The organism is Salinicola sp. CPA57, assembly GCF_003206035.1.
GTDB lineage: Bacteria > Pseudomonadota > Gammaproteobacteria > Pseudomonadales > Halomonadaceae > Salinicola > Salinicola socius.
The window spans coordinates 405-19,121 of the sequence record NZ_PZJR01000021.1 but is presented as its reverse complement, the minus strand read 5'-3'; the positions used below and the strand labels follow the sequence as shown (position 1 = coordinate 19,121).

Annotated in this window: 30 protein-coding genes; 21 read left to right on the top strand and 9 right to left on the bottom strand. The window is 62.1% G+C overall.

The window, feature by feature from the left end:
* Window positions 1–8: 8 nt before the first annotated feature.
* The 9 genes from DOM36_RS19390 to DOM36_RS19360 all read right to left on the bottom strand — a co-directional run bounded on the left by DOM36_RS19390 (window position 9) and on the right by DOM36_RS19360 (window position 4,228).
* Window positions 9–776, bottom strand: coding sequence for a hypothetical protein (locus DOM36_RS19390; RefSeq protein WP_110644101.1), 768 nt, complete (start codon window positions 774–776; stop codon window positions 9–11).
* 1 nt (window position 777) lies between these two features.
* A complete protein-coding gene (locus DOM36_RS20605) occupies window positions 778–909 on the bottom strand; it encodes a hypothetical protein (RefSeq protein WP_280952815.1) in 132 nt (43 codons plus the stop codon).
* A complete protein-coding gene (locus DOM36_RS19385; RefSeq protein ID WP_110644100.1) occupies window positions 909–1,577 on the bottom strand; it encodes a hypothetical protein in 669 nt (222 codons plus the stop codon). Before DOM36_RS19385 ends, DOM36_RS20605 begins: the two co-directional genes overlap by 1 nt.
* A gap of 40 nt (window positions 1,578–1,617) precedes the next feature.
* Window positions 1,618–1,854, bottom strand: a complete 237-nt coding sequence (locus DOM36_RS19380; RefSeq protein ID WP_110644099.1) for a hypothetical protein — start codon at window positions 1,852–1,854, stop codon at window positions 1,618–1,620.
* A complete protein-coding gene (locus tag DOM36_RS19375; RefSeq protein WP_157958692.1) occupies window positions 1,838–2,458 on the bottom strand; it encodes an HNH endonuclease signature motif containing protein in 621 nt (206 codons plus the stop codon). Before DOM36_RS19375 ends, DOM36_RS19380 begins: the two co-directional genes overlap by 17 nt.
* Window positions 2,459–2,468: 10 nt before the next feature.
* On the bottom strand, window positions 2,469–2,747 hold the full coding sequence (locus DOM36_RS20190) for a hypothetical protein (protein ID WP_157958691.1): 279 nt from the start codon (window positions 2,745–2,747) through the stop codon (window positions 2,469–2,471).
* A gap of 1 nt (window position 2,748) precedes the next feature.
* On the bottom strand, window positions 2,749–3,177 hold the full coding sequence (locus tag DOM36_RS19370; RefSeq protein ID WP_110644097.1) for a hypothetical protein: 429 nt from the start codon (window positions 3,175–3,177) through the stop codon (window positions 2,749–2,751).
* Window positions 3,170–3,478: a hypothetical protein gene (locus tag DOM36_RS19365; RefSeq protein WP_110644096.1), complete on the bottom strand. Its 309-nt coding sequence runs from the start codon at window positions 3,476–3,478 to the stop codon at window positions 3,170–3,172. The genes DOM36_RS19370 and DOM36_RS19365 overlap by 8 nt, the downstream gene beginning before the upstream one ends.
* A 105-nt stretch (window positions 3,479–3,583) precedes the next feature.
* Window positions 3,584–4,228 (bottom strand): helix-turn-helix domain-containing protein, encoded by a 645-nt coding sequence (locus DOM36_RS19360; protein ID WP_110644095.1) that lies wholly within the window; start codon window positions 4,226–4,228, stop codon window positions 3,584–3,586.
* Between the two features lie 144 nt (window positions 4,229–4,372).
* Between DOM36_RS19360 and DOM36_RS19355 the strand changes: the two genes are divergently transcribed.
* The 21 genes from DOM36_RS19355 (at window position 4,373) to DOM36_RS19255 (ending at window position 18,705) form a co-directional block, all read left to right on the top strand.
* Complete coding sequence (locus tag DOM36_RS19355; RefSeq protein WP_110644094.1) at window positions 4,373–4,594, top strand: hypothetical protein; 222 nt, start codon at window positions 4,373–4,375, stop codon at window positions 4,592–4,594.
* Window positions 4,591–5,163 (top strand): hypothetical protein, encoded by a 573-nt coding sequence (locus DOM36_RS19350; RefSeq protein ID WP_110644093.1) that lies wholly within the window; start codon window positions 4,591–4,593, stop codon window positions 5,161–5,163. The genes DOM36_RS19355 and DOM36_RS19350 overlap by 4 nt, the downstream gene beginning before the upstream one ends.
* Window positions 5,160–5,609: a hypothetical protein gene (locus DOM36_RS19345; protein WP_110644092.1), complete on the top strand. Its 450-nt coding sequence runs from the start codon at window positions 5,160–5,162 to the stop codon at window positions 5,607–5,609. The genes DOM36_RS19350 and DOM36_RS19345 overlap by 4 nt, the downstream gene beginning before the upstream one ends.
* A 247-nt stretch (window positions 5,610–5,856) precedes the next feature.
* Window positions 5,857–6,195, top strand: a complete 339-nt coding sequence (locus tag DOM36_RS19335) for a DUF1064 domain-containing protein (protein ID WP_110644090.1) — start codon at window positions 5,857–5,859, stop codon at window positions 6,193–6,195.
* 2 nt (window positions 6,196–6,197) lie between these two features.
* A complete protein-coding gene (locus DOM36_RS19330) occupies window positions 6,198–6,623 on the top strand; it encodes a hypothetical protein (protein WP_110644089.1) in 426 nt (141 codons plus the stop codon).
* The gene (locus DOM36_RS20185) at window positions 6,620–6,781 is read left to right on the top strand and encodes a hypothetical protein (RefSeq protein ID WP_157958690.1); all 162 of its coding nucleotides are present in this window, start codon (window positions 6,620–6,622) and stop codon (window positions 6,779–6,781) included. The genes DOM36_RS19330 and DOM36_RS20185 overlap by 4 nt, the downstream gene beginning before the upstream one ends.
* Window positions 6,782–6,863: 82 nt before the next feature.
* Window positions 6,864–7,232 carry a hypothetical protein gene (locus DOM36_RS19325; RefSeq protein WP_110644088.1) on the top strand — a complete coding sequence of 123 codons (369 nt, stop codon included), beginning with the start codon at window positions 6,864–6,866 and terminating at the stop codon, window positions 7,230–7,232.
* Window positions 7,233–7,316: 84 nt separating this feature from the next.
* The gene (locus tag DOM36_RS19320; RefSeq protein WP_110644087.1) at window positions 7,317–8,594 is read left to right on the top strand and encodes a site-specific integrase; all 1,278 of its coding nucleotides are present in this window, start codon (window positions 7,317–7,319) and stop codon (window positions 8,592–8,594) included.
* Between the two features lie 229 nt (window positions 8,595–8,823).
* Window positions 8,824–9,111, top strand: a complete 288-nt coding sequence (locus DOM36_RS19315) for a hypothetical protein (RefSeq protein ID WP_110644086.1) — start codon at window positions 8,824–8,826, stop codon at window positions 9,109–9,111.
* Window positions 9,098–9,568 carry a lysozyme gene (locus tag DOM36_RS19310; RefSeq protein WP_232823936.1) on the top strand — a complete coding sequence of 157 codons (471 nt, stop codon included), beginning with the start codon at window positions 9,098–9,100 and terminating at the stop codon, window positions 9,566–9,568. The genes DOM36_RS19315 and DOM36_RS19310 overlap by 14 nt, the downstream gene beginning before the upstream one ends.
* A complete protein-coding gene (locus DOM36_RS19305; protein ID WP_110644084.1) occupies window positions 9,568–10,014 on the top strand; it encodes a hypothetical protein in 447 nt (148 codons plus the stop codon). Before DOM36_RS19310 ends, DOM36_RS19305 begins: the two co-directional genes overlap by 1 nt.
* Window positions 10,015–10,248: 234 nt before the next feature.
* The gene (locus DOM36_RS19300) at window positions 10,249–10,800 is read left to right on the top strand and encodes a terminase small subunit (RefSeq protein ID WP_198651341.1); all 552 of its coding nucleotides are present in this window, start codon (window positions 10,249–10,251) and stop codon (window positions 10,798–10,800) included.
* Entirely contained in the window at window positions 10,775–12,748 is a 1,974-nt protein-coding gene (locus tag DOM36_RS19295) for a terminase gpA endonuclease subunit (RefSeq protein ID WP_110644083.1), read from the top strand. Before DOM36_RS19300 ends, DOM36_RS19295 begins: the two co-directional genes overlap by 26 nt.
* Entirely contained in the window at window positions 12,745–12,963 is a 219-nt protein-coding gene (locus DOM36_RS19290) for a hypothetical protein (RefSeq protein WP_110644082.1), read from the top strand. Before DOM36_RS19295 ends, DOM36_RS19290 begins: the two co-directional genes overlap by 4 nt.
* Entirely contained in the window at window positions 12,956–14,560 is a 1,605-nt protein-coding gene (locus tag DOM36_RS19285) for a phage portal protein (RefSeq protein WP_110644081.1), read from the top strand. The genes DOM36_RS19290 and DOM36_RS19285 overlap by 8 nt, the downstream gene beginning before the upstream one ends.
* Window positions 14,561–14,585: 25 nt before the next feature.
* Window positions 14,586–16,652: a ClpP-like prohead protease/major capsid protein fusion protein gene (locus DOM36_RS19280; RefSeq protein ID WP_198651340.1), complete on the top strand. Its 2,067-nt coding sequence runs from the start codon at window positions 14,586–14,588 to the stop codon at window positions 16,650–16,652.
* 116 nt (window positions 16,653–16,768) lie between these two features.
* The gene (locus DOM36_RS19275) at window positions 16,769–17,116 is read left to right on the top strand and encodes a DUF2190 family protein (RefSeq protein WP_110644079.1); all 348 of its coding nucleotides are present in this window, start codon (window positions 16,769–16,771) and stop codon (window positions 17,114–17,116) included.
* Window positions 17,116–17,427, top strand: coding sequence for a hypothetical protein (locus DOM36_RS19270; RefSeq protein ID WP_110644078.1), 312 nt, complete (start codon window positions 17,116–17,118; stop codon window positions 17,425–17,427). The genes DOM36_RS19275 and DOM36_RS19270 overlap by 1 nt, the downstream gene beginning before the upstream one ends.
* On the top strand, window positions 17,427–18,026 hold the full coding sequence (locus DOM36_RS19265; protein ID WP_110644077.1) for a phage tail protein: 600 nt from the start codon (window positions 17,427–17,429) through the stop codon (window positions 18,024–18,026). Before DOM36_RS19270 ends, DOM36_RS19265 begins: the two co-directional genes overlap by 1 nt.
* Window positions 18,023–18,457, top strand: a complete 435-nt coding sequence (locus tag DOM36_RS19260) for a hypothetical protein (protein ID WP_110644076.1) — start codon at window positions 18,023–18,025, stop codon at window positions 18,455–18,457. The genes DOM36_RS19265 and DOM36_RS19260 overlap by 4 nt, the downstream gene beginning before the upstream one ends.
* 20 nt (window positions 18,458–18,477) lie before the next feature.
* Window positions 18,478–18,705, top strand: coding sequence for a hypothetical protein (locus DOM36_RS19255; RefSeq protein WP_110644075.1), 228 nt, complete (start codon window positions 18,478–18,480; stop codon window positions 18,703–18,705).
* Window positions 18,706–18,717: the final 12 nt, after the last annotated feature.

Genomic DNA, 18,717 nt, shown 5'->3' with positions numbered 1-18,717 from the left:
TCCGGGCGTCAGGCGACGCGAATGCCAGTGAAGCCGACGCCATGGTCGGCGGTTTTGTTGGTGAGCAGGTCGATGAACCACGGCTGCCAGGCCGGTGTGATCCTGCGCAAATCGATTTCGCCGGGGTGGTCGACGATGAAGTCGCGCAGGGCTTTCGAAGACACCACGGCCATTTCGGAGGTGGCCCCCAGACACGTCGAACGCTTTGTCGTTGAGAGTCGGCCGGTTTTGACCCATCGCATGACGCGCGCCCTGTTGAGTCCCAGCGCGCTGGCGATCTGGGTGGGTGAGTACAGGTTGTCGTCGACGTTGCTGACCCGGAGCTGTTGCTGGCGCTTGGCGACCGCGGTTAGCGGGTAGCGGAACCCAGCCGCTCGTAGACGGGAATAGACGCGCTCCGGGGTGACGCCTTCCATCTCGCGGATCATGGCGTCGACCTCTTCGCCCCACTGGAGGTTCTTTGTTGTCGCGAGACCCCGTGTCTGGGCGACGTAGTACAGCCAGTTCCGGCTAACGTCGAATCGGTCAGCGACAGGCTTTAGGTTGGGTCGCCTCCCGGTCGTATAGGCTTTCTCCAGAGCATCAAGCAGTGCCTTGGTGACCTCGCATTTCTTGAATGGCTGGTTCTTCTGGATATTCATCCGCTTGGCTTTTGCGCGTATCTGGTGAAGCTCATGGCTCGTTTTTAGATGCGGCTGTACCGCTTTCGCGCCGCCGGCTGGGTAGTGATCAATCAGTTTCTGAGTGTCGAATGATGACCAACGTTTACCGGACATATCACGCCCCCTTCCCGAAGAAGCCGACAGCGGCGTAAACGACCAGGCACGCGACGGTGAGCCAGTAGATCGCTCGGCAGGCTAGCTGCAGCCGGGTCGGTTTGGGGTGGCGGATGCGGTTGTAGGACATCATCAGGCCTCCAGGTCGCTTTGTTGGATAACGTAGGAGCGGGAGTTTTCGACCGCGTAGAACGACGGCGGGCAATGTTCATCCGCCCAGGACTTCATGAACGATTCGAGCAGACGCATCGCTTCTGGGCTCGGGTTTGGGTAGTCGTCGGCGAATTCTCCGACCTGGTCGTAGGCTTGCTCCCCCATCCGTTCGATGACATCGGCGCTATTGTCGATGTAGCCGCCGCCGGTGTGACGTACCGGATCGGCCCGATAGACCGTCGTGCCAGCTTCGAGATCGTCGTTGTCGTCGATCAGTTCTTCGAGGCTGGTCCAGCGGTATTCCTCCTCGTTGAGGCTCCAGCACTCCGATAGCGTGTCAGGCGAGGGCTGATCGGATACGTGAGCCCGATCCAGTCGCTCGATCTCGGCGAGCAGCAGGGCGGCCGCTTTGACCAGGTTGCGGCGGGGCGACGTCGATGGCTTCCACCAGTCTTTCTCGAAAGGCCAGACGGCCGGCGGGGTTTTCGGAAGGGCGTGGCCGGTCACCTGGACGCACGCGCCCCACGCGTAAGTGCTGGCGGCGGCGGCCAGCTCGCCATCGGTATGGGCGTCGTCGTGTTCCGGTTTCCAGCCTTCGGAATCGATCTGTCGCTGACGTTCGTTGAAGGCGTCGAGTAGTGCTTTCATGGTGTCGGTTCTCCAGTGGGTGGCGATTGCCGTCGCCGGTTTACTTGCGCGCGGGCGGTAGCTGCGGGCGACCACCTTCGGGCGGTAGAAAATCAGTGCCGGATTTTTGGCCTGTCACCTCGAGATATTTGATCTCAAGCTTCGCGGTATTGATGATCGTCTGGGACACGTCGCTAACCGCCTTGGCGCGGGCGATGTCCATGGGTTTTTCGTCGTCCTGCAGGGCTTCCAGCGTGGCGAACAGGTGGTTGCGCAGGTCTTCAATGCGATTCTTCATTGGCTTTTATCCGTTGGTTGATCTGACGGTTGATGGCACCGCGCAGCTGGATGACCTGAACGATCTCCTCTGGATAGCGATGCAGTGAATTGCGAAGCATGTTGTCGGTGCGGCTGACCAGCTCGAGATTGTCGGGGGTGAAGTCGCGGCGATTGCCATTCTTGAAGCGCACGAAATGGCCAGGAGGAATCGGGCCGTTGCGTTTTTCCCACTCAATCGCGTGAACGGCTCGCCAGTTTTGCGGCGCGTAGTTGGTATCGCGAATCTTTCGCTGCAGGATGCCGTCTGGCGTAACGCGCTCAGTGCCTATCGGCACGTGCCTGTTGCCACGCTGGCCAGCCTTGAAGCGTGTCTTTTCCGACCGCCCACCGGCTTGGAAGTGGGTGCCTTTGTTCCATGGCTGCTGCCCCTTCCTGAACTGTCCGGGGCGATTGGCTTCTATGAATGCGTCGGATTTTTTCAGGCCGCGCGTTTGAGCGGTGTTCTTGATGCTCGATTCGGAGCGCCGGAAGATCTTCGCTAGGGTCGCGTTGCCGGTATCCGGATAGTGCTTTTTCAGCGCCTCCAGATCTTCGTTGCTCCAGGGCTTGCCGTGGTTCTTCATTGCCAATCCCTCACGCGAACAGGCGGCGGTCGACCTCGACCGGGTAATCGGGGTTTTCGTAGCACCACAGCGAGCCTTCGCGGTGCGGGAAGTGGTAGCCGTCGCAACGGCAGACGTGCCGGCGCCATGGCTTGCTATCCGCCCATTTGTCGATGCGAAGCGTGCCGACGCGCGCGCAGTTGCGGCAGCGAGGGCCGCGCACGTATTCGTCGGGGTGCTTCGGCTTGACCTGCCGGGCGCCGCATATGCGGCAGCGGCAGTGTCGACGGGTGGGCAGATAGACAAGCACGTCATGCCACCTGACACGCCATCAGCGCGACGAGATCCGGCAGCGGGCCGTCGTCACGCTTGCTCTTGGCGCTGCGGGCGCCGCCCATGGCGGTGATCGGTGCGCGCGAGCGCTTCGGGACGCGCTGGGTGCCATCGGTGTGGTAGGCGTTGATCGAGGCGATGCAGAGCAGCAGGCAGAGCGCTCGCGGGATCAGGACGCCGAGGACGAACGCGCGGGACATGGTGTGCGGTTTGGTGCCGGCGCCCAGCTTGGCTTTGGTAGTCCGCTCGAGCTGGCTGACGGTGAACGCGTCGAACCCGAGATCCTGCTGGATCTCGCTGGGCTTGCGACCATTGGCCTGGGCGACCAGCAGGGCCAACTCGTCGTCGTTGAGGTTCTGGCCGGGCAGGCCAACCACGTCTTCGCCCATGAATCGCGGATCAGTCATGGTCGCGCGCCTTCGATTGGAGAGCGGCCAGCGTGCCGGTCAGCTCTTCCATGTCCTTTGCCTGTTGGCGCAGGCGCTGAGCGAGTAGTTGGGCGCCGGCGTGCATCTGCTGCAGCGTGTCGTCGTCGCATTCGCCGGCGTCCACGGCCCGTCCGATGGCGGCTTCGAGGCCAAAGGCAATGGCGCTGTTATGGTTCATGCAGGTGCTGAACGTGCGCGTGGTTTTCAGCAGGCTGACCTGCTGAAAATCGGCGGCCCGCATCAGGCTGACAATCGATGGCTGCGTTATGTTCTGGCTCATGTGGCTCTCCCGGCTGTCCCGTAATGTTTCAACCTGCCACGTTTTGTGTCAAGTCGAGACGCAAAAAAACACGGCCTTGCTGCCGTGATTTGCGGTGTCTAGGGGTTATCGATCGCTGGCGATGCGGGCAACGCGCCCGAGAATGTCCAGCTCGTCGAGCGCTTCACGCGATAGCGTCTGCTCGTTGTCGGTTGCCTCGGCTGAGACCGTGAAAGTGTTGTCGAGGTTGCGGCGAATCCAGCGAACCCAGGCTTGGCCGTCGACGAGAATGCCGAACAGGTCGCTGGAGCCCGGCGCCTTTACGCTACGATCGATCAACACTTCATCGCCCCGCTTGCAGACCTCGCGCATGTCGTCGTCGGCGACGATGAACGACAGGCATTGCGTCTCGGTGAGCCCGCGCTTTTCCAGATAGGCGGCGCTGTAGGCGGTGATGCTGGCGGCATTGTTGATCCGCGCCGAGCCGTTGCGGGTCGGCACGCTGGTGCGATTGGTGGTGACGTAGCCAGTGCTGCCGATCGCGACGTTCGATCGGTCGTTGGTCCAGCCGACGATCCAGCCCGCCGGCACGCCGAGCTTGTCGGCAACGCTGGCCAGTTCGTCCAGCTTGGGAGAGCGAAGCCCGGTTTCCCAGTTGGCGTATCGCCCGCGCGAAATCTTGAGAAAGCGGGATATTTCGTCCTGCGTCATTCCCCGTTCACGACGCAACGTGGCCAGCCGTTCGGCGATGACTTCGGTGGTGTCGGACATCGAGTGTTCCCCATGCTGTGCGGCGCTGGCCGTTCGTTTCCGTGACAGTTTACACAAAACGTGGCAAGGGGAATATGAAAACCCTTGCAGCTGGCGGCTTTCACGCTTTAAGCTGTCACAAAACGTGACAGCGGAACCCTATTCGTGACATTTAACGACTGGGTCGACGAGGTGGGCGGAATCAAACCGGCGGCGACACTCCTGGGAGAGAAGCACCGCTCGGTGCGCAGCTGGTATCACGCCGAGCGCGCCCCACGTCAACGATCGGCCAGGAACATCATCGAGAAAAGCGGCTATCGAGTCGACTGGAGCGGCATTTACCAGCCGATCGAGACGGCGCGCGCCGAGGCTGAGGTTTCCGCATGAACGCCTTTCTATTCCCCGTCGATTACTCGTCTCGCCCCAAGGTCGAGCAGGTCATCGAGCGTTTCGCGCTGATCGGTTACGCGCGGCTGTTGCTGCTGCTGGAGGACCTGGCCAAAGCGCCCGAGGGCGACACCTGCCGCCGCAAATACGTCTATAGCGCGCTGGGCTCGCTGCTCGAAGCGCCGCCCGATGTGGCGCTGGAGTTCATCCAGGCGCTGGCGGAGATCGGGCTGGTGACGCTCGTGGATGATGGCGAATTCGTCACCGTGACGACGACCGGCATCCGCTGGCCAGTAGCCGAAACCGCGCCGAGCGGCCCGCAGTTGTTCACCGACCCCGAGCAGTGGGCGGCATGGATGCATGCCGAAGTGGGCGTGCCGTTGGCATACGCAAAGGGCGAAGCCTATTCGAGCAAGTACCGCCATTGGATCGCGTCGAACGTGACGACCGATGAAATGGAAAGGGCGATCACGCGGACAGTCGAGCATGGCGTGGGGCCGACACCTGCCGAGCTACACAATCAACTCAAGGCCGTACGCGCGGCCCGCATCCAAGAGGCAAGACAATGATTCTGATCGGGCTGGCGGGGTCGACGATGGCCCGCCGCGACAACATGGGCTTGGCGCTGGTCGATGCCGGCTTGCGGATGGCGGGCGGACCACGACGGCTGGCGCGCTTGGCCATCTGCTCGCCAGAGCCGGGAAAGATGCACGACGAGATCATGCGTGCCGAGCGCACGCGGGATCGAATCGACGATATGCGTGGCTCTTCATTTTCCGGGGCCGTGATGGTGCATGTGATGTGCGAGGCGGAGGCGAAGGTGATCCGCGCCCGTGGCGGCGAGATATGGCACGTCGAGGGCATGCCGAGCGACAGCGTGGTCATTCACTGGGGTGATCGGCTGGTGACGGATACCGAGGGTGGCAATCGGCACTACTTGGATGCCGTCGAAGCGCTGTCCGAGCTGTCGTTGGCGGGCGCGTTCGACGCCAAGCGAAAGCGACGGATCGCCTGATGGAATTCCGGTATTCGCGGGGCGCGGCGAGAGTCTGCGGGCAATCCGTTTTCCGTGACTATGTCACGTATAAGCTGGGTCGTCGCGTCGATGATGATGTGTCGGCCGCTCGCGCGATGCGTGAGTTGTGCGGTGTCGAGAGTCGGTCAGAGTTCGATAACTGCCGGGCGGCGCGTGATCGATACTTGGCCATGCTGGCGGATCTGAACCACTGGCTGGCTCGGGGGCGTCGATGATTAGCCATCGCATGAAGCGACCGCCGACGCTCGAGCAGGCGCTGGGCAAAGGCGGCAGCAAGTACGGCAACAAGCGCACGGTGATCGATGGCATCACGTTCGACTCGAAAAAGGAGGCGAACTACTACCTGCAGTTGAAAGCGCGGCAGCAGGCCGGCGAGGTGGTGATGTTCTTGCGCCAGGTGCCGATCGGGCTGCCAGGCGGCGTCAAATACGTCATCGATTTTCAGGTGTTCCTGGCGGATGGGTCGGTCGAGTGGGTCGACGTCAAAGGGCATCGAACCGACACCTATAAGCTGAAAAAGCGGCAGGTAGAGGCGCTTTACCCGATCGAGATCATCGAGGCGTAACGATGGCGCGACGCGCACGAACCCGGATAGATGACCTGCTGGATGCCTGGGCGCTGTGGCTGGAGCAAGGCAACCACCATGCTGCCCCGCGTTCGGTGCTGGCCAAGTGGATGGAAGGCAAGGGCCAGATACTGCCGAGCGCTGGCGGGGCGGATGTGGTGTGCGCGGCGGCGTTCCCGATCGAGGAACAGGTCGAGGCGGCGGTGCTGGCGATCGCGCTGGATGAAACGCTGGCGGCTGACGTGCTGCGGCTGGAGTACAACGCCGCGCACGCGGGCGTCTGCCAGCGCCACGGTGCGAGGCCGTATAACCCACACCGGACGGATCAGGCGGCCAAAGCGGCGCTGCTGAATGTCTCCGTGCGGACCTATCGAAGCCGACTGTCTTGGGCCCGAGGTGAAGTCGAGCGACGGGTCGTGGCGCGATGATCATCAACCGGGTGTTTCGCGTGCAGGTGGCCGACTCCCGAACGGGAGAGGTCAAGTCATTCTCGATGGTGTCGTCGACGCTGGCCAGCGAAGCCGAGGCGTTCGAAAGACTGGTCGCGCAGTTCGGCGTCGCGCGGGTGGTGAGCGTAACGCTATAACGCTTTAAAGATACAAAGCCATAAGGCTGGCGGAATCGCGCACGGCAATGCGCCCGCCGGAGAACCGACGAGAGGTTTCAAAATGAATAGCGTCAGACAAGTGACACGGCATCACGTCGAGCCCGGCCGGGCCGATATGGGCATCAAGATCACGGCGCAAGGCCCATACGGGCAGGGTGGCGATCAGAGCCAATATGTCGTCACCGCGGGCGCCGAGGCGCTGTGCCACGTGCAGTTTCAGCAGGGCAATCCTGCCGAGTACGGCGTTAACGGCGTGAGCCTCGAGGCGCTGCTGGCGATCTGTCTGGATCGTCTCGACCATCTGCAGCGCGGCGCCTATGCCAATCCCTACAATGAGCATGCACGGCTCGACATTGAGCGCGCCATCGAGTCGCTGAATGACCGTGTTCGTGAGCGGGAGTGGCGCCGCTCAATCCCTTCCGAAACGTAACGCCATAACGCTTTAACGCTAACGCATCGGCTCGCGGCCGCACTGTCGCGGCTGCGCGGGCCGCTGCTGCCCGGAGTTCAGCCGATGCCTGATCATTCCCCGGCGACACTCGTCGTCAATCTCTCCGATGCCGTCATTCGTCGGCATATGTCAGACCCCACCATTCGTCAGCTGCGCGATCCGCGCTACCCGCTGCGCGTGCGCTTCAACCAGGCCCGCACTCGAGCTTCGTGGTTCGTGGTGCGCTTTGCGGGTGGGTCTGATCATTGGCGCAAAATCGGTGCTTGGCCGGATCTGGCGAGCCGTTCCGTCATCGCTCAGCTGCCGGAGATTCAAACGCGGATGGCTGTCGATCCTACGTTACCCGTGGGCGCGACGAGCTGGAAGACGGTGGGAGCTCTGCTGGTGTGGTTTCGCGATCGCTCGAGCAAGAGTCGGCAGTTATCAGCGAGCCGGAAGTCTCAATATCGCGTCGCCATCAACCGGCACCTGTTGCCGGCGCTAGAGTCGTTTTCGCTTGCCGAACTTGCAGCGGCGGATCTCGACGACAACCTGGTTTGGCCGATGCAGGCCCGCTATGCGGTGTCGACGATCCGGCAGACGCTTGCCGTTTTGAAGGTGGCTTTCAAACAAGCCGAGAAGGTGGGCCAGATATCAGTCAATCCAGTGGTGGACGTGAAACTATCCGACTTCCTCGATGCTCGGGCGAAGCCGAAACCGGGCCGCCTGCGCGCCGATCATCTGCCGGAGATCCTGCCAATCATCGGTTCCGCTCGCGTGGGAGCATGCGTGCTGATGCTGCTAGTGCTTCTGTTTGGGACGCGAATATCAGAAACGCGTCTGGCCAAGTGGCGGCACTTTGATCTGTCAGCGGGTCGCCGGTGGACGATACCTGCCGCGCACGTGAAATCCCGCCGAGAACATCGCCTGCCATTGACCGACGTCGCGTTGACGTTATTGAAGCGATACCGGGAGTGGCAGCTGTCGCGCGGATACCGTGGTGTGTATCTGTTCCCAGGATCGCAAGGAAAGCCGATCGGGAAGAGTGCCGCGCATGAATGGGTCGCTGATATCGGGGGCGGGGATTGGACGTCCCACGATCTCCGAAAGCTGGCACGTACTGCATGGGCGGATCTCGGCGTCGATTACCTGGTGTCGGAGTTGCTGCTAAATCATGCGCTGTCGGATCTCGATCGAACCTATATCCATACGTACGTGGAACGCCAAGCGGAAGAGGCTCTGACTCGCTATCACCAGTGGCTTTTCGAGCGCGGGATTTCCACCATCCTGACCGAGACAATCCCGAGACAGACGTCTGGAACCGATAACCATGCAGCTCAGTGGTGGCGCGGCGCCGTATAGGATCGACCGGATTTAACCGTTAGGAGTGTCCGTTATTGGGCATCGAAGCGGAAAACGGCGGCTGGTCATTGTCACGATTTGGTGAGACGTGTTGCATATCGTTGCAGTTAGCTATATCGTTCACGTCATGGTGTGTTGCTGTGCATGCAGCGCACCACCCTTGAATGATCCCTGCTTTGCCCAGCCCTCACCGGCTGGGCTTTTTTGTGCCTGACAGTTGGAGCATCGAATGAGAGTCGATTCTGGCCGCGTGATCGCATACGGCGGTGGCAGTGGCGTTACGGCGTTGTCGTCTAGCGCCAAGGCCTCCGACGTCGGCGTCATGCCATCACCAGGCGACGTCATGACGCTGCTCAACATGCCGCTTTTTCAGTTCGGAGGCGTGCAGGTTGTAACCGCCGACATTGTCAGCATCGCGGGCGTGGTGCTCGTCATGGCCCGCCTGGCGTTCGATGTCATCAAGTATCTATCCGAGCGCCGGCGGGATCGCCGAGGAGGCAATGGTGAGGCTGACTAAGAAGCTCGGCGGCGCCATCGCCGGTGGTGCGATGGGAATCCTGCTGCTGATCGTGCCCTGGTTCGAAGGCACCGAGATGCAGAGTTATCAGGATGCGGTGGGGGTCTGGACGGTCTGCACGGGGCACACGGGTGACGTAACGGCAGGCATGACCGCGACGCCGGCGCAGTGCGAAGCGTTTCTACGCTCAGATCTCGGCATGGCGTTGAGCGCTGTCGATGATCTCGTAACGGTCGACATTCCGGAAACGACGCGCGCCTCGTTGGGCTCGTTCGTCTTTAACGTCGGTCGCGGTGCATTCGCCGGGTCGACGCTGCTCAAGAAGCTGAACGCAGGTGACATCGTCGGGGCGTGTAACCAGCTCCCGCGTTGGGTCTATGCCGGTGGTAAGCGCTTGCGCGGGTTGGTGACGCGGCGGGCCGAAGAGCGGTCGCTTTGTCTTATGGGGGTTGAGTGATGGGCTCAATTCTTGCTGGTCGCGTTCTGCCGTGGGGGCTGGTCGGGGGCTTGGCTTTGGTGGCGTGGCTCGCCTACGACGGTCAATCGAGCCGCGCCGATCTTGCCGAGGTGCGGCAGGCAGCGGCGGAGGATGCGGCAGAGGTGGCGATGACGACAGCAGACTGGCAGCGAACGCAATTCGAGTCAGCCATACAGGCGCTCGATGATCGGCAGGCCACGCTCGAAGCGGCAGCCGAATGGATCGAAGGCCGTCGAGCGGATCTCGGCACACTGGAGGATGACGATGGTGAGAACGCTGAATGGTTGGCTCGCCCTTTGCCTGCTGACATTACTGACTGGGTGCGGCTTCTCCCCCGTGAAGGAGCCACCGCCGAAGCTGATGTGTCCAATCCTCCCAGAGTACCTGACCGACCCTCTGCCAGCGCCGGCACGGTCGGTGACTGACAGCCGAGACCTGCTCGACCTGCTCGCTGACTATGAGTTTCTGCGCCGTCGCGCGAACGCCGATCGGGCGGTGGTGGCGAGCCAGTCTCGGCAGGAACCGGCCGACATCGATTGACGCACCGAAGTGGTGCATATTTTGGCTTGGGTCCTCCCCCACCCCCTACCCGTAGTACGGGGGCAAAGCATCGCGGAATTTGGCTACATACGAAAATTTCCTGAGCCGAGGTTGTTGTTATGTCGAAGGGGAATAAGCCGGCCCAGCTTCACCCCGGCTGGCTGAACAAAACCGACATGGCCAAGAGCCTCGGCATATCGACGCAAGCCTTCGATAAATGGGGCGTCGAGCCCGTGGCGAAGGTTGGTCGATCTGTCTATTTCGACTGCGCGGCCGTGTTGGAAAACCGGCTGGCTCACCAGGTGGAGAAGTACCAACCGAAGCCAACCGAAGGCGACGAGGAAATCGATCCCTTCATCGAATACAAGTTGGCGGTTGAGCGGAAGCGTCTGACATCTGCCCAGGCGGAGGGGCAGGAGCTGAAAAACGCGATTGCCGCTCGTCAGTCTGTGCCTGCTGGATTCGCCATTTTTGCGCTATCTCGAACGGGGGCAGAGATCGCCACGATTCTGGACACGCTGGGATCGACCATGAAACGGAAGCACCCCGACCTGGAGGTGCGCCACCTTGAAACGCTCGCGCGGGAGCTGAGCAAGGCGCGGAACCTGGCGGCGGGGCTCGACCATCGCCTGCCGGAATTCCTGGATGAGTACATCGACGCCAACACCTGAGCAGATCGACGAGTTCGCCAAGAGCGTCCGCGCCGGTCTGACAGCGCTATACAAGCCGCCGCCCGTGACCGGGGTCGAGTGGGCTGACGAGAATTTCTATCTTTCGTCGGAATCGAGCTATCACGAAGGTCGCTGGCAAACACTGCCGTTTCAGCTCGCGATCCTCAATGCGATGACGAACGATCTCATCGAGGTGGTCAACGTCGCCAAGTCGGCGCGCCTCGGTTACACCAAGATGCTGTTGGCGGCGCTGGGGTATTTCACTCAGCACAAAAAGCGCAACTGTTTGACGTTCTCGCCGACCGATGATGACCGCGATCGGTTCATGAAAACCCACGTAGAGACGATGATCCGCGACGTGGGCGCGGTGCGGGCGCTGGCCCCGTGGTACGGCAAAAAGCACCGCGATAACACCATCTCGGCGAAGGTGTTCGCCAACGGTAAGCAGCTGATCTGTCACGGTGGCAAGGCTGCCCGAAACTATCGAGAGATATCGGCCGATGTCGTGATCTACGACGAGCTGGCCGGTTTCGACCGGGATATCGAGAAGGAAGGGACGCCGACCACCCTGGGCGACAAACGCCTGGAAGGCGCCACCTATCGGAAGTCGATCCGGGGATCGACGCTCAAAATCGCCGGTCAGTGCATGATGGAGCAGGCCGCCGCCGAAGCGCCGGTGCGGCTGCGGTTCCACGTCCCGTGCCCTCACTGTGGCGAAGAGCAGGTGTTGAAGTGGGGCGACAAGGAGTCGGGCTACGGCATCAAGTGGGACGAGGGTAAGCCGGATTCTGCGCACTACCAGTGCGAGCACAATGCTTGCGTGATCCGGCAGCACGAATTACACGATGAGTCGCGCGAGTTCCACATCGCTCAGGGTCGTTACGTCTGCGACGAAACCGGCATCTGGACCCGTGATGGTATCGAATGGTTCAACGTCGATGACGAGCCGATTGCCACACCGCGCGCGGTGTCGTTCTACATCTGGACAGCCTACAGCCCGCTGACCACGTGGACCCAGATCGTCTACGACTTTCTGAACGCCAAGGGCGATCCGATCAAGCTCAAGACGTTCGTCAATACGACGCTGGGCGAGACGTGGGACGACACCGCCGGGCAAAAGCTCGATTGGGAAATCCTCTACAACCGGCGCGAAGTGTTCGCGGACGTGCCCGACCGTGCGGTGGGACTGTTCGGTGGAATCGATACGCAGGACGACCGCTACGAAGGCCGCGTCTATGCCTACGGCGAGCAGGAAGAGTCGTGGCTTGTCGACCGCTGGATTGTCTACGGCGACCCAGCGGGTGCCGAGTTGCTGCGCAAGGTCGGCGAGCGGATGCACAAGATCTACTCCCGATCGGATGGCTCGCGCATGTCGGTGGTGCGTTGGTGCTGGGATTCCGGTGGCCACTACACCGACGAGGTCTACAAGGCGTCGAAGCGCCACGGTATTCAGTGGGCCATTCCCACCAGGGGCGCGAACGTCTACGGCAAGCCGATCCAGAATTTCCCGCGCAAGCGGAACAGCAAGGGCGTTTTCCTGACCGAGATCGGCACGGATAACGCCAAGGAACTGATCTTCAATCGTCTACAGATCCAGCCCAACGCGGGCGAGCCGGTGCCTGGTTGCATTCACCTGCCGGCGAACGACGCCGTCTGTGACAGCGACGAAGTGAAGCAGATCACCGCCGAGATCAAGGTTCGAAAGATCGTTCAGGGTCGCGCCGTCTATCGCTGGGATTCAGGCGGCCGGCGTAACGAAGGGCTCGATTGCGCGGTGCTGGCGCTGGCCGCGTTGCGGATCTCACAGGAGCGTTTCGGGTTCGATCTCGACGGCCCGGTTGCCGTTGCGCCGGATGACGACGACACACCACCGACACCGCCCACCACGCCGCCGCCTAGTGGCGACGGTGGCGGCTGGCTACAGACTTCAGGAGGGGCGTGGGTATGACCCCAACCCAGCAAGCGCAGAGCATGGTCGAGTATTACATCGAGGCGGAAACGGCCGTGCTGCTGGGCCAGTCGTTCTCCAAGAATGGTCGCACGCTGACCATGGCCAACCTCTCCGAGATCCGGAAGGGGCGAGAGTATTGGGAGCGCCGGCTGCAGCAGTTGAGCGGTCGCGGCGGTGGCGTCTACAGCTTCGCGAGGTTCGTCGATGAGTAACGCACTCGAACGCGCGATCGCGACCATGGCGCCGCAGTGGGGCGCCCGTCGAGCCGCTGCTCGGCAGATGTTCAACGCCTACGAGGCCGCCGACAGAACCCGCACCAATAAGGCCAAGGGCTCGGTGATGAGCGGTGATATGACCGCACAGATCGGCGGGCGCTCATTGCGTGAGCAAGCGCGCTGGCTTGATGAGAATCACGACCTGGTGACGGGCATTTTTGACCGCCTCGAGGAACGTATCGTCGGCGCCGACGGCATGGGTGTCGAGCCGATACCGCTGACGCTGGACGGTAAACGGCATCGAGAGCTGGCCAAGCAGCTCAAGGCCGAATGGGCGGCGTGGTCGCTCAGGCCGGAAACCACCGGTGAGATGACGCGGCCGGAAATGGAGCGCCTTGTCGTGCGTAGCTGGTTGCGCGATGGCGAGGTGTTGGCGCAGGAGGTCCGCGGTCGGGTGCCGTTATACGACCACCTGACTGATGTTCCCTACGCGCTGGAATGTCTCGAAGCGGACTTCATGCCGATTCACTTCGACGATCCGGGGAAGGGTATTTTCGCCGGCATCGAGCGCAATGCCTGGCGGCGGGTGAAGGCGTATCACGTCTACAAGCAGCACCCGGGCGACATGAAAGCGTTTTCGCTGGCGACCAAGCGAGTGCCGGCGGAAAACATGATTCACCTGGCGCATCGCAAACGACTGCAGCAATCGCGAGGGATATCGGTTCTCCATGCGGTGATCCAGCGGCTGGCGGATCTCAAGGATTACGAGGAAAGCGAGCGTGTCGCGGCCCGCATCGCGGCGGCGATGACGATGTATATCAAGAAGGGCGAGCCGCATATGTACCCCGATCAGGGGCAGGGCGGAAGCGGCTCAAAGCAAGCCGGGCAGTCACAGTTGCCGACCGGCGCGCGATCGATCCCGATTGCGCCCGGCATGGTGTTCGACGGTCTGATGCCCGGCGAGGACGTCGGTACCATCCAGTCGAATCGCCCCAGCGCACTGTTGGATGGGTTCCGGGGCGCGATGGTTCGCGCAGTGGCCGCCGGTACGCGCATGGGCTACTCCACGGCGAACCGGGACTACAACGGCACGTACAGCGCCCAGCGTCAGGAGCTGGTCGAAGCGCAGCTGGGGTATGACCTGCTGCAAGGCCAGTTCCGTGATCAGTGGTCGCGGCGGGTCTATCGCAGCTTTGTCGACATGGCCGTGGCCAGCGGACGTATCAAGCTGCCACCGGATCTCGACCGCAGCACGCTTTACAACGCGTTCTATCTCGGGCCCGTCATGCCGTGGATCGACCCTGGTCGCGAAGCGGATGCGTGGGAGCAGCTCGTCGAAGCAGGTTTTGCCGACGAGAGCGAGGTCGCGCGGGCTCGCGGTCGCAACCCGCAGGAGCTGAAACAGAGCCGCGAAGACGAGATCGCGGAGAACCGCGAAAAGGGGCTGGTCTACAGCTCTGACGCCTATCACGAGTACTACGGAGGCAAGAACGGTGCAGACCAGTACGGCAAACTCAAGCCTGACACTGCCCGCGATCGTAACCGGAAGCTTCGCCAGTCCGATGGCGATGGCGGCAACGAAAACGGCGATTGAACAGGTCGGAAACCAGACGTGGTACATGATCCGCGCCGTCGCCCAGGGCGTCGCGGAAATCGCGATTTACGACGAGATCGGGGCGTGGGGCGTGACGGCCCGGCAGTTTGCCCAGGACCTCAAGTCACTGGGCGATGTGCAGGCGATCAACCTGCATATTCATAGCCCTGGCGGTGACGTCTTCGAAGGGATGGCGATTTATAACCTTCTCGCCAATCACCCCGCGACGATCAACGTCTACATCGATGGCCTAGCGGCCTCGATGGCGTCAGTTGTCGCGATGGTGGGGAACACCGTTTACATCCCTGAAAACGCCATGATCATGATCCACAAACCGTGGGGCATTCAGGGTGGTAATTCCGACGACATGCGCCGTTACGCGGAACTGCTCGACAAAGTCGAGACCACGCTGCTGACGGCGTACACGAAGAAGACCGGCAAGACCGAGGACGAGATCCGCAGCTGGCTCGCGGCCGAGACCTGGCTATCCGGTCCCGAAGCGGTGGAGCACGGCTTCGCCGATCAACTGGTGGAGCCGCTGACCATGGCGGCATCGCTCAAATCGAAACGACTGCAGGAGTTCGAGCATATGCCCGACGCATTGAAAAACCTCATGGGGCCGCGTGCCCAAGGCAGCCAGCCCAATGGCGGGCAGTCGCAGGGCGCCCAACCTCAAGGCGGTCAGCCGCAGGGTGGCGCGCCTAATGGCCAAGGCGATGGCGCGCAGCCTCAAGGTGGCGCCCCGGCCGGTGGCGGCCAACCTCAAGGCGGTGCGCCTGCCGGTGGTCAGCCGCAGGGTGGCGGTCAGTCTGCGCCTACCATGCAGCAGTTCCAGGAGCAGGAGCGCGCCCGTCGCGATTCGGTTCGTGCTGTGTTCCAGGCGTTCCCACAGCACAACACCCTGCGCGACACGTTACTGGATGACATGAACGTGAATGCCGAAACCGCCCAGGGAAAGCTGCTCGCTGCGTTGGGTGCCAATACCGAGCCGACAGCGCCGACACGTACCGATCACGGCGTGCATGCCGGAAACGGCAACATCGTCGGTGATGGTATCCGCAACGCCATCGCAGCCCGTGTCCAGCTGGACAAACTGGAGAAGGACAACGCCTACGCCGGCATGACGCTGATGGAAATGGCGCGCGCGTCTCTCGCTGAACGCGGGGTGGGTATTGCTAGCTACAGCGGCGACCGCATGTCGATCGCCGGCGCGGCGTTCACGCACACCTCCAGCGACTTCGGCCACTTGCTGGCGGACGTTGCCCGTCGTCAGATGCTCAAGGGCTACGACGAGGCCGAGGAGACGTTCCAGAAATGGACCGCTCAGGGAAGCTTGCCGGACTTTCGTCCGATGCAGCGTGTTGACCTGACCACCTTCCCATCGCTGCGCAAGGTGCGTGAGGGTGCAGAGTACAAATACGCCAGCGTCGGAGATCGCGGCGAGCAGATTATGTTGGCCACCTACGGTGAGCTGTTGAGCATCACACGCCAGGCGATCATCAACGATGACCTGTCTGCGTTGCAGCGTATCCCGCGCATGATGGGCCGCGCTGCGATCCGCACCGTCGGCGATCTGGTCTACGCGCTGTTGGGCTCCAACCCGACAATGAGCGACAACAAGAAGTTGTTCAGTGGCGATCGCAACAACCAGCTGGCAGCAGGTGCGCTCTCCATTGCGCGTATCGACCAAGCCAAGACGATGATGGCGATGCAGAAGGAAGGCAACGCCACGCTGAACATCCGGCCCAAGTATCACCTGACGCCGGTGTCGATGGAGTCCACGACCAAGGCACTCTATGCCGCCGAGTTCGACCCGGCTATGGCCGAGGCGCGTGTACCCAACCCGGTGCGCGGTCTGACCGAGGTTATCGCGGATGCGCGCCTCGACGAGCAGAGCAAGACGACCAGCTACATGGCCGCCGACCCGAACCAGTTCGATACCATCGAAGTGGCCTATCTGGATGGCAATAGCTCGCCCTACCTGGAGCAGCAGCAGGGTTTCACGGTCGACGGCGCGGTGTTCAAGGTGCGCATGGATGCCGGCGTCGCCCCGCTCAGCTACCGCACCATGGTGAAGCTGTTAGGTAACTGATCGATAGCGTGACGACCCGCGCCTACTGATGACCGCCGTCGGCGGTTTTTTTGTGGGCGCGATTCTTAAAATGTGACTTTGTCACGGCTAAGACTTCCCGAATAGGAGAGCCAACCATGGCTAAGAATTTCAACGGTAGTGGTAAGACGCTGACCATGATCGCACCCGCTGGTGGTGTGACATCCGGCATCCCTGTGGTGATCGGTGCACTGGCGCTGGTGCCGCTCGATAGCGCCGCCGAGGGCGAAGAGTTCGTCGGGCATACCTACGGCGAGTGGAAAGACGTTCCCTGCGCGTCCGGATTAGTCGCCGGTGCCAGCGTCTCGATGCTCGATGACGAGATGGTCGCCGCCGGCACCGCCGATAGTGCCGGCCCAATCGGTGCGCTCACCACTGACGCAGCCGACGGCGTCGCGACGGTGTTTATCGTCCAGGGTCTGGCGAGCGTCGCCAGCGCCGCGTAATGAGCCGCTTTGCCAAAGCGATGGCGCGGGCTAACCGCGTCCTCGCCGAGAACCTGTCCGACGGCCTGGCCACGTACCGGCGCGCCAACGGCGAGACGATCGCGGGCGTGCCGTACACGTTGGAGCTGGAAACCCTGGTTTACGACGATCCCGAAAGCGGTGTCGGGCGCTTCGCCAACACGATCGAAGTGCCGGTTGCGCAGGTTCCCAAAAGCGGACGCGGTGATGTCGTCATCACGGCGGATCGCCGCTGGGAATACCTCAATGCGATTTCCGACGATGGGGATTTTCGACGCTTCGAGGTGATGTGATGTCGATCCGCTACAAGTACGACATCAATGACCGCCGCCGGCTAGAAAAGCGACTCAAGGTCGGCAAGGTCGAGAAGGCGATGCGCTGGTCGCTGGATGCGGCGCAAAGCAAAGCGGCGGCGATGATCTCGCGGGAGATTCGCAAGACGTACACGATCAAGGTCGCGGACGTTAAGCGCACTCTCCAGATCAAACGCGCCCGCCGCGATGCCCACCGGGCGTTGATCTACACCGGCCGGCGTATACCGCTCGAGCGTTTCTCCCCCAAGCCCAAGGTCGTGCGTATCAGCGCGACCAGCGTCAACGGCCGTGTCTACCAGACGCGGCGCAAGGGCGCGACGGTGCGGGTGAGAAAAGACAAGGGGCGGCAGCTGGTGGGGCGTGCGGGTCGGCAGTCCGGCGGCTGGTACGCCAAAGGTCACGTTCTGCGTCGTGCCAGTGCCAAAGACAACCGCTCCGAACCGTACATGCAGTTCGGTCCTTCAATCCCGGGCATGGTCGCCCATCCGCAGCTCCTGAACGACACGCAAGAGATGGTGCGTAAAGAGCTGCCCAAGCAGTTCAGCGACCGGCTCGATTACTTGCTGAGTCAGGAATGAGCCAATCTCCCGACGAAGTCGATCTGACCACGGCGATCATCGCTCGGCTGCGAGAGCAGTGCCCCGGCCTGGTTAGCGTCAGCGAGGCGATGATGACAGAGGCCATCGACGACTTTAACGAAGACGTCCCGTGCGCCCAGGTCTATCTCGCCGAAGACGGCGCCGCTGGCGAGCCAGCTATCGGTGGCCGACGGCAGATGATCGGCCAAGTCTACGGCGTGTGGCTGGTGGCCAAGCTGGGAGACGACTACCGAACCCACCGCAAGGCGATGCGCGATGCGCTGTTCGGTTGGCAACCGGAAGTCTCGGGCGACGCCATGGCGTACCAGAGCGGCAAGGTCGACAAGATCGTCGGGCCGTACACGTTCTGGATCGAGTTCTGGTCGATCAATACCTGGTATCGATCGAGCGACAGAGCAGTAACCATTTAACCCACCAGGAGGGACGCCGAATGGCAACCCAACAGGCCGGCGTATTCCGCCGACGCAAGGGCGGCGAGCTGGAGACGGTGAGCGAGCCGACCCAGCCGCAAAAGTACGGGGCGCACGCCAAGCACCCCAGCAAGGTGAAGCCTGCCGCCAAGTCAGAAGGCAAAGAGGCAGGCAAGCCGACGTCCGGTGGCAGCGACAAGGCCGCCGATAAATCCAGCGGCAAGGAGAGCGGCAATGCTGACACGTAAGAAAGCGCTAGT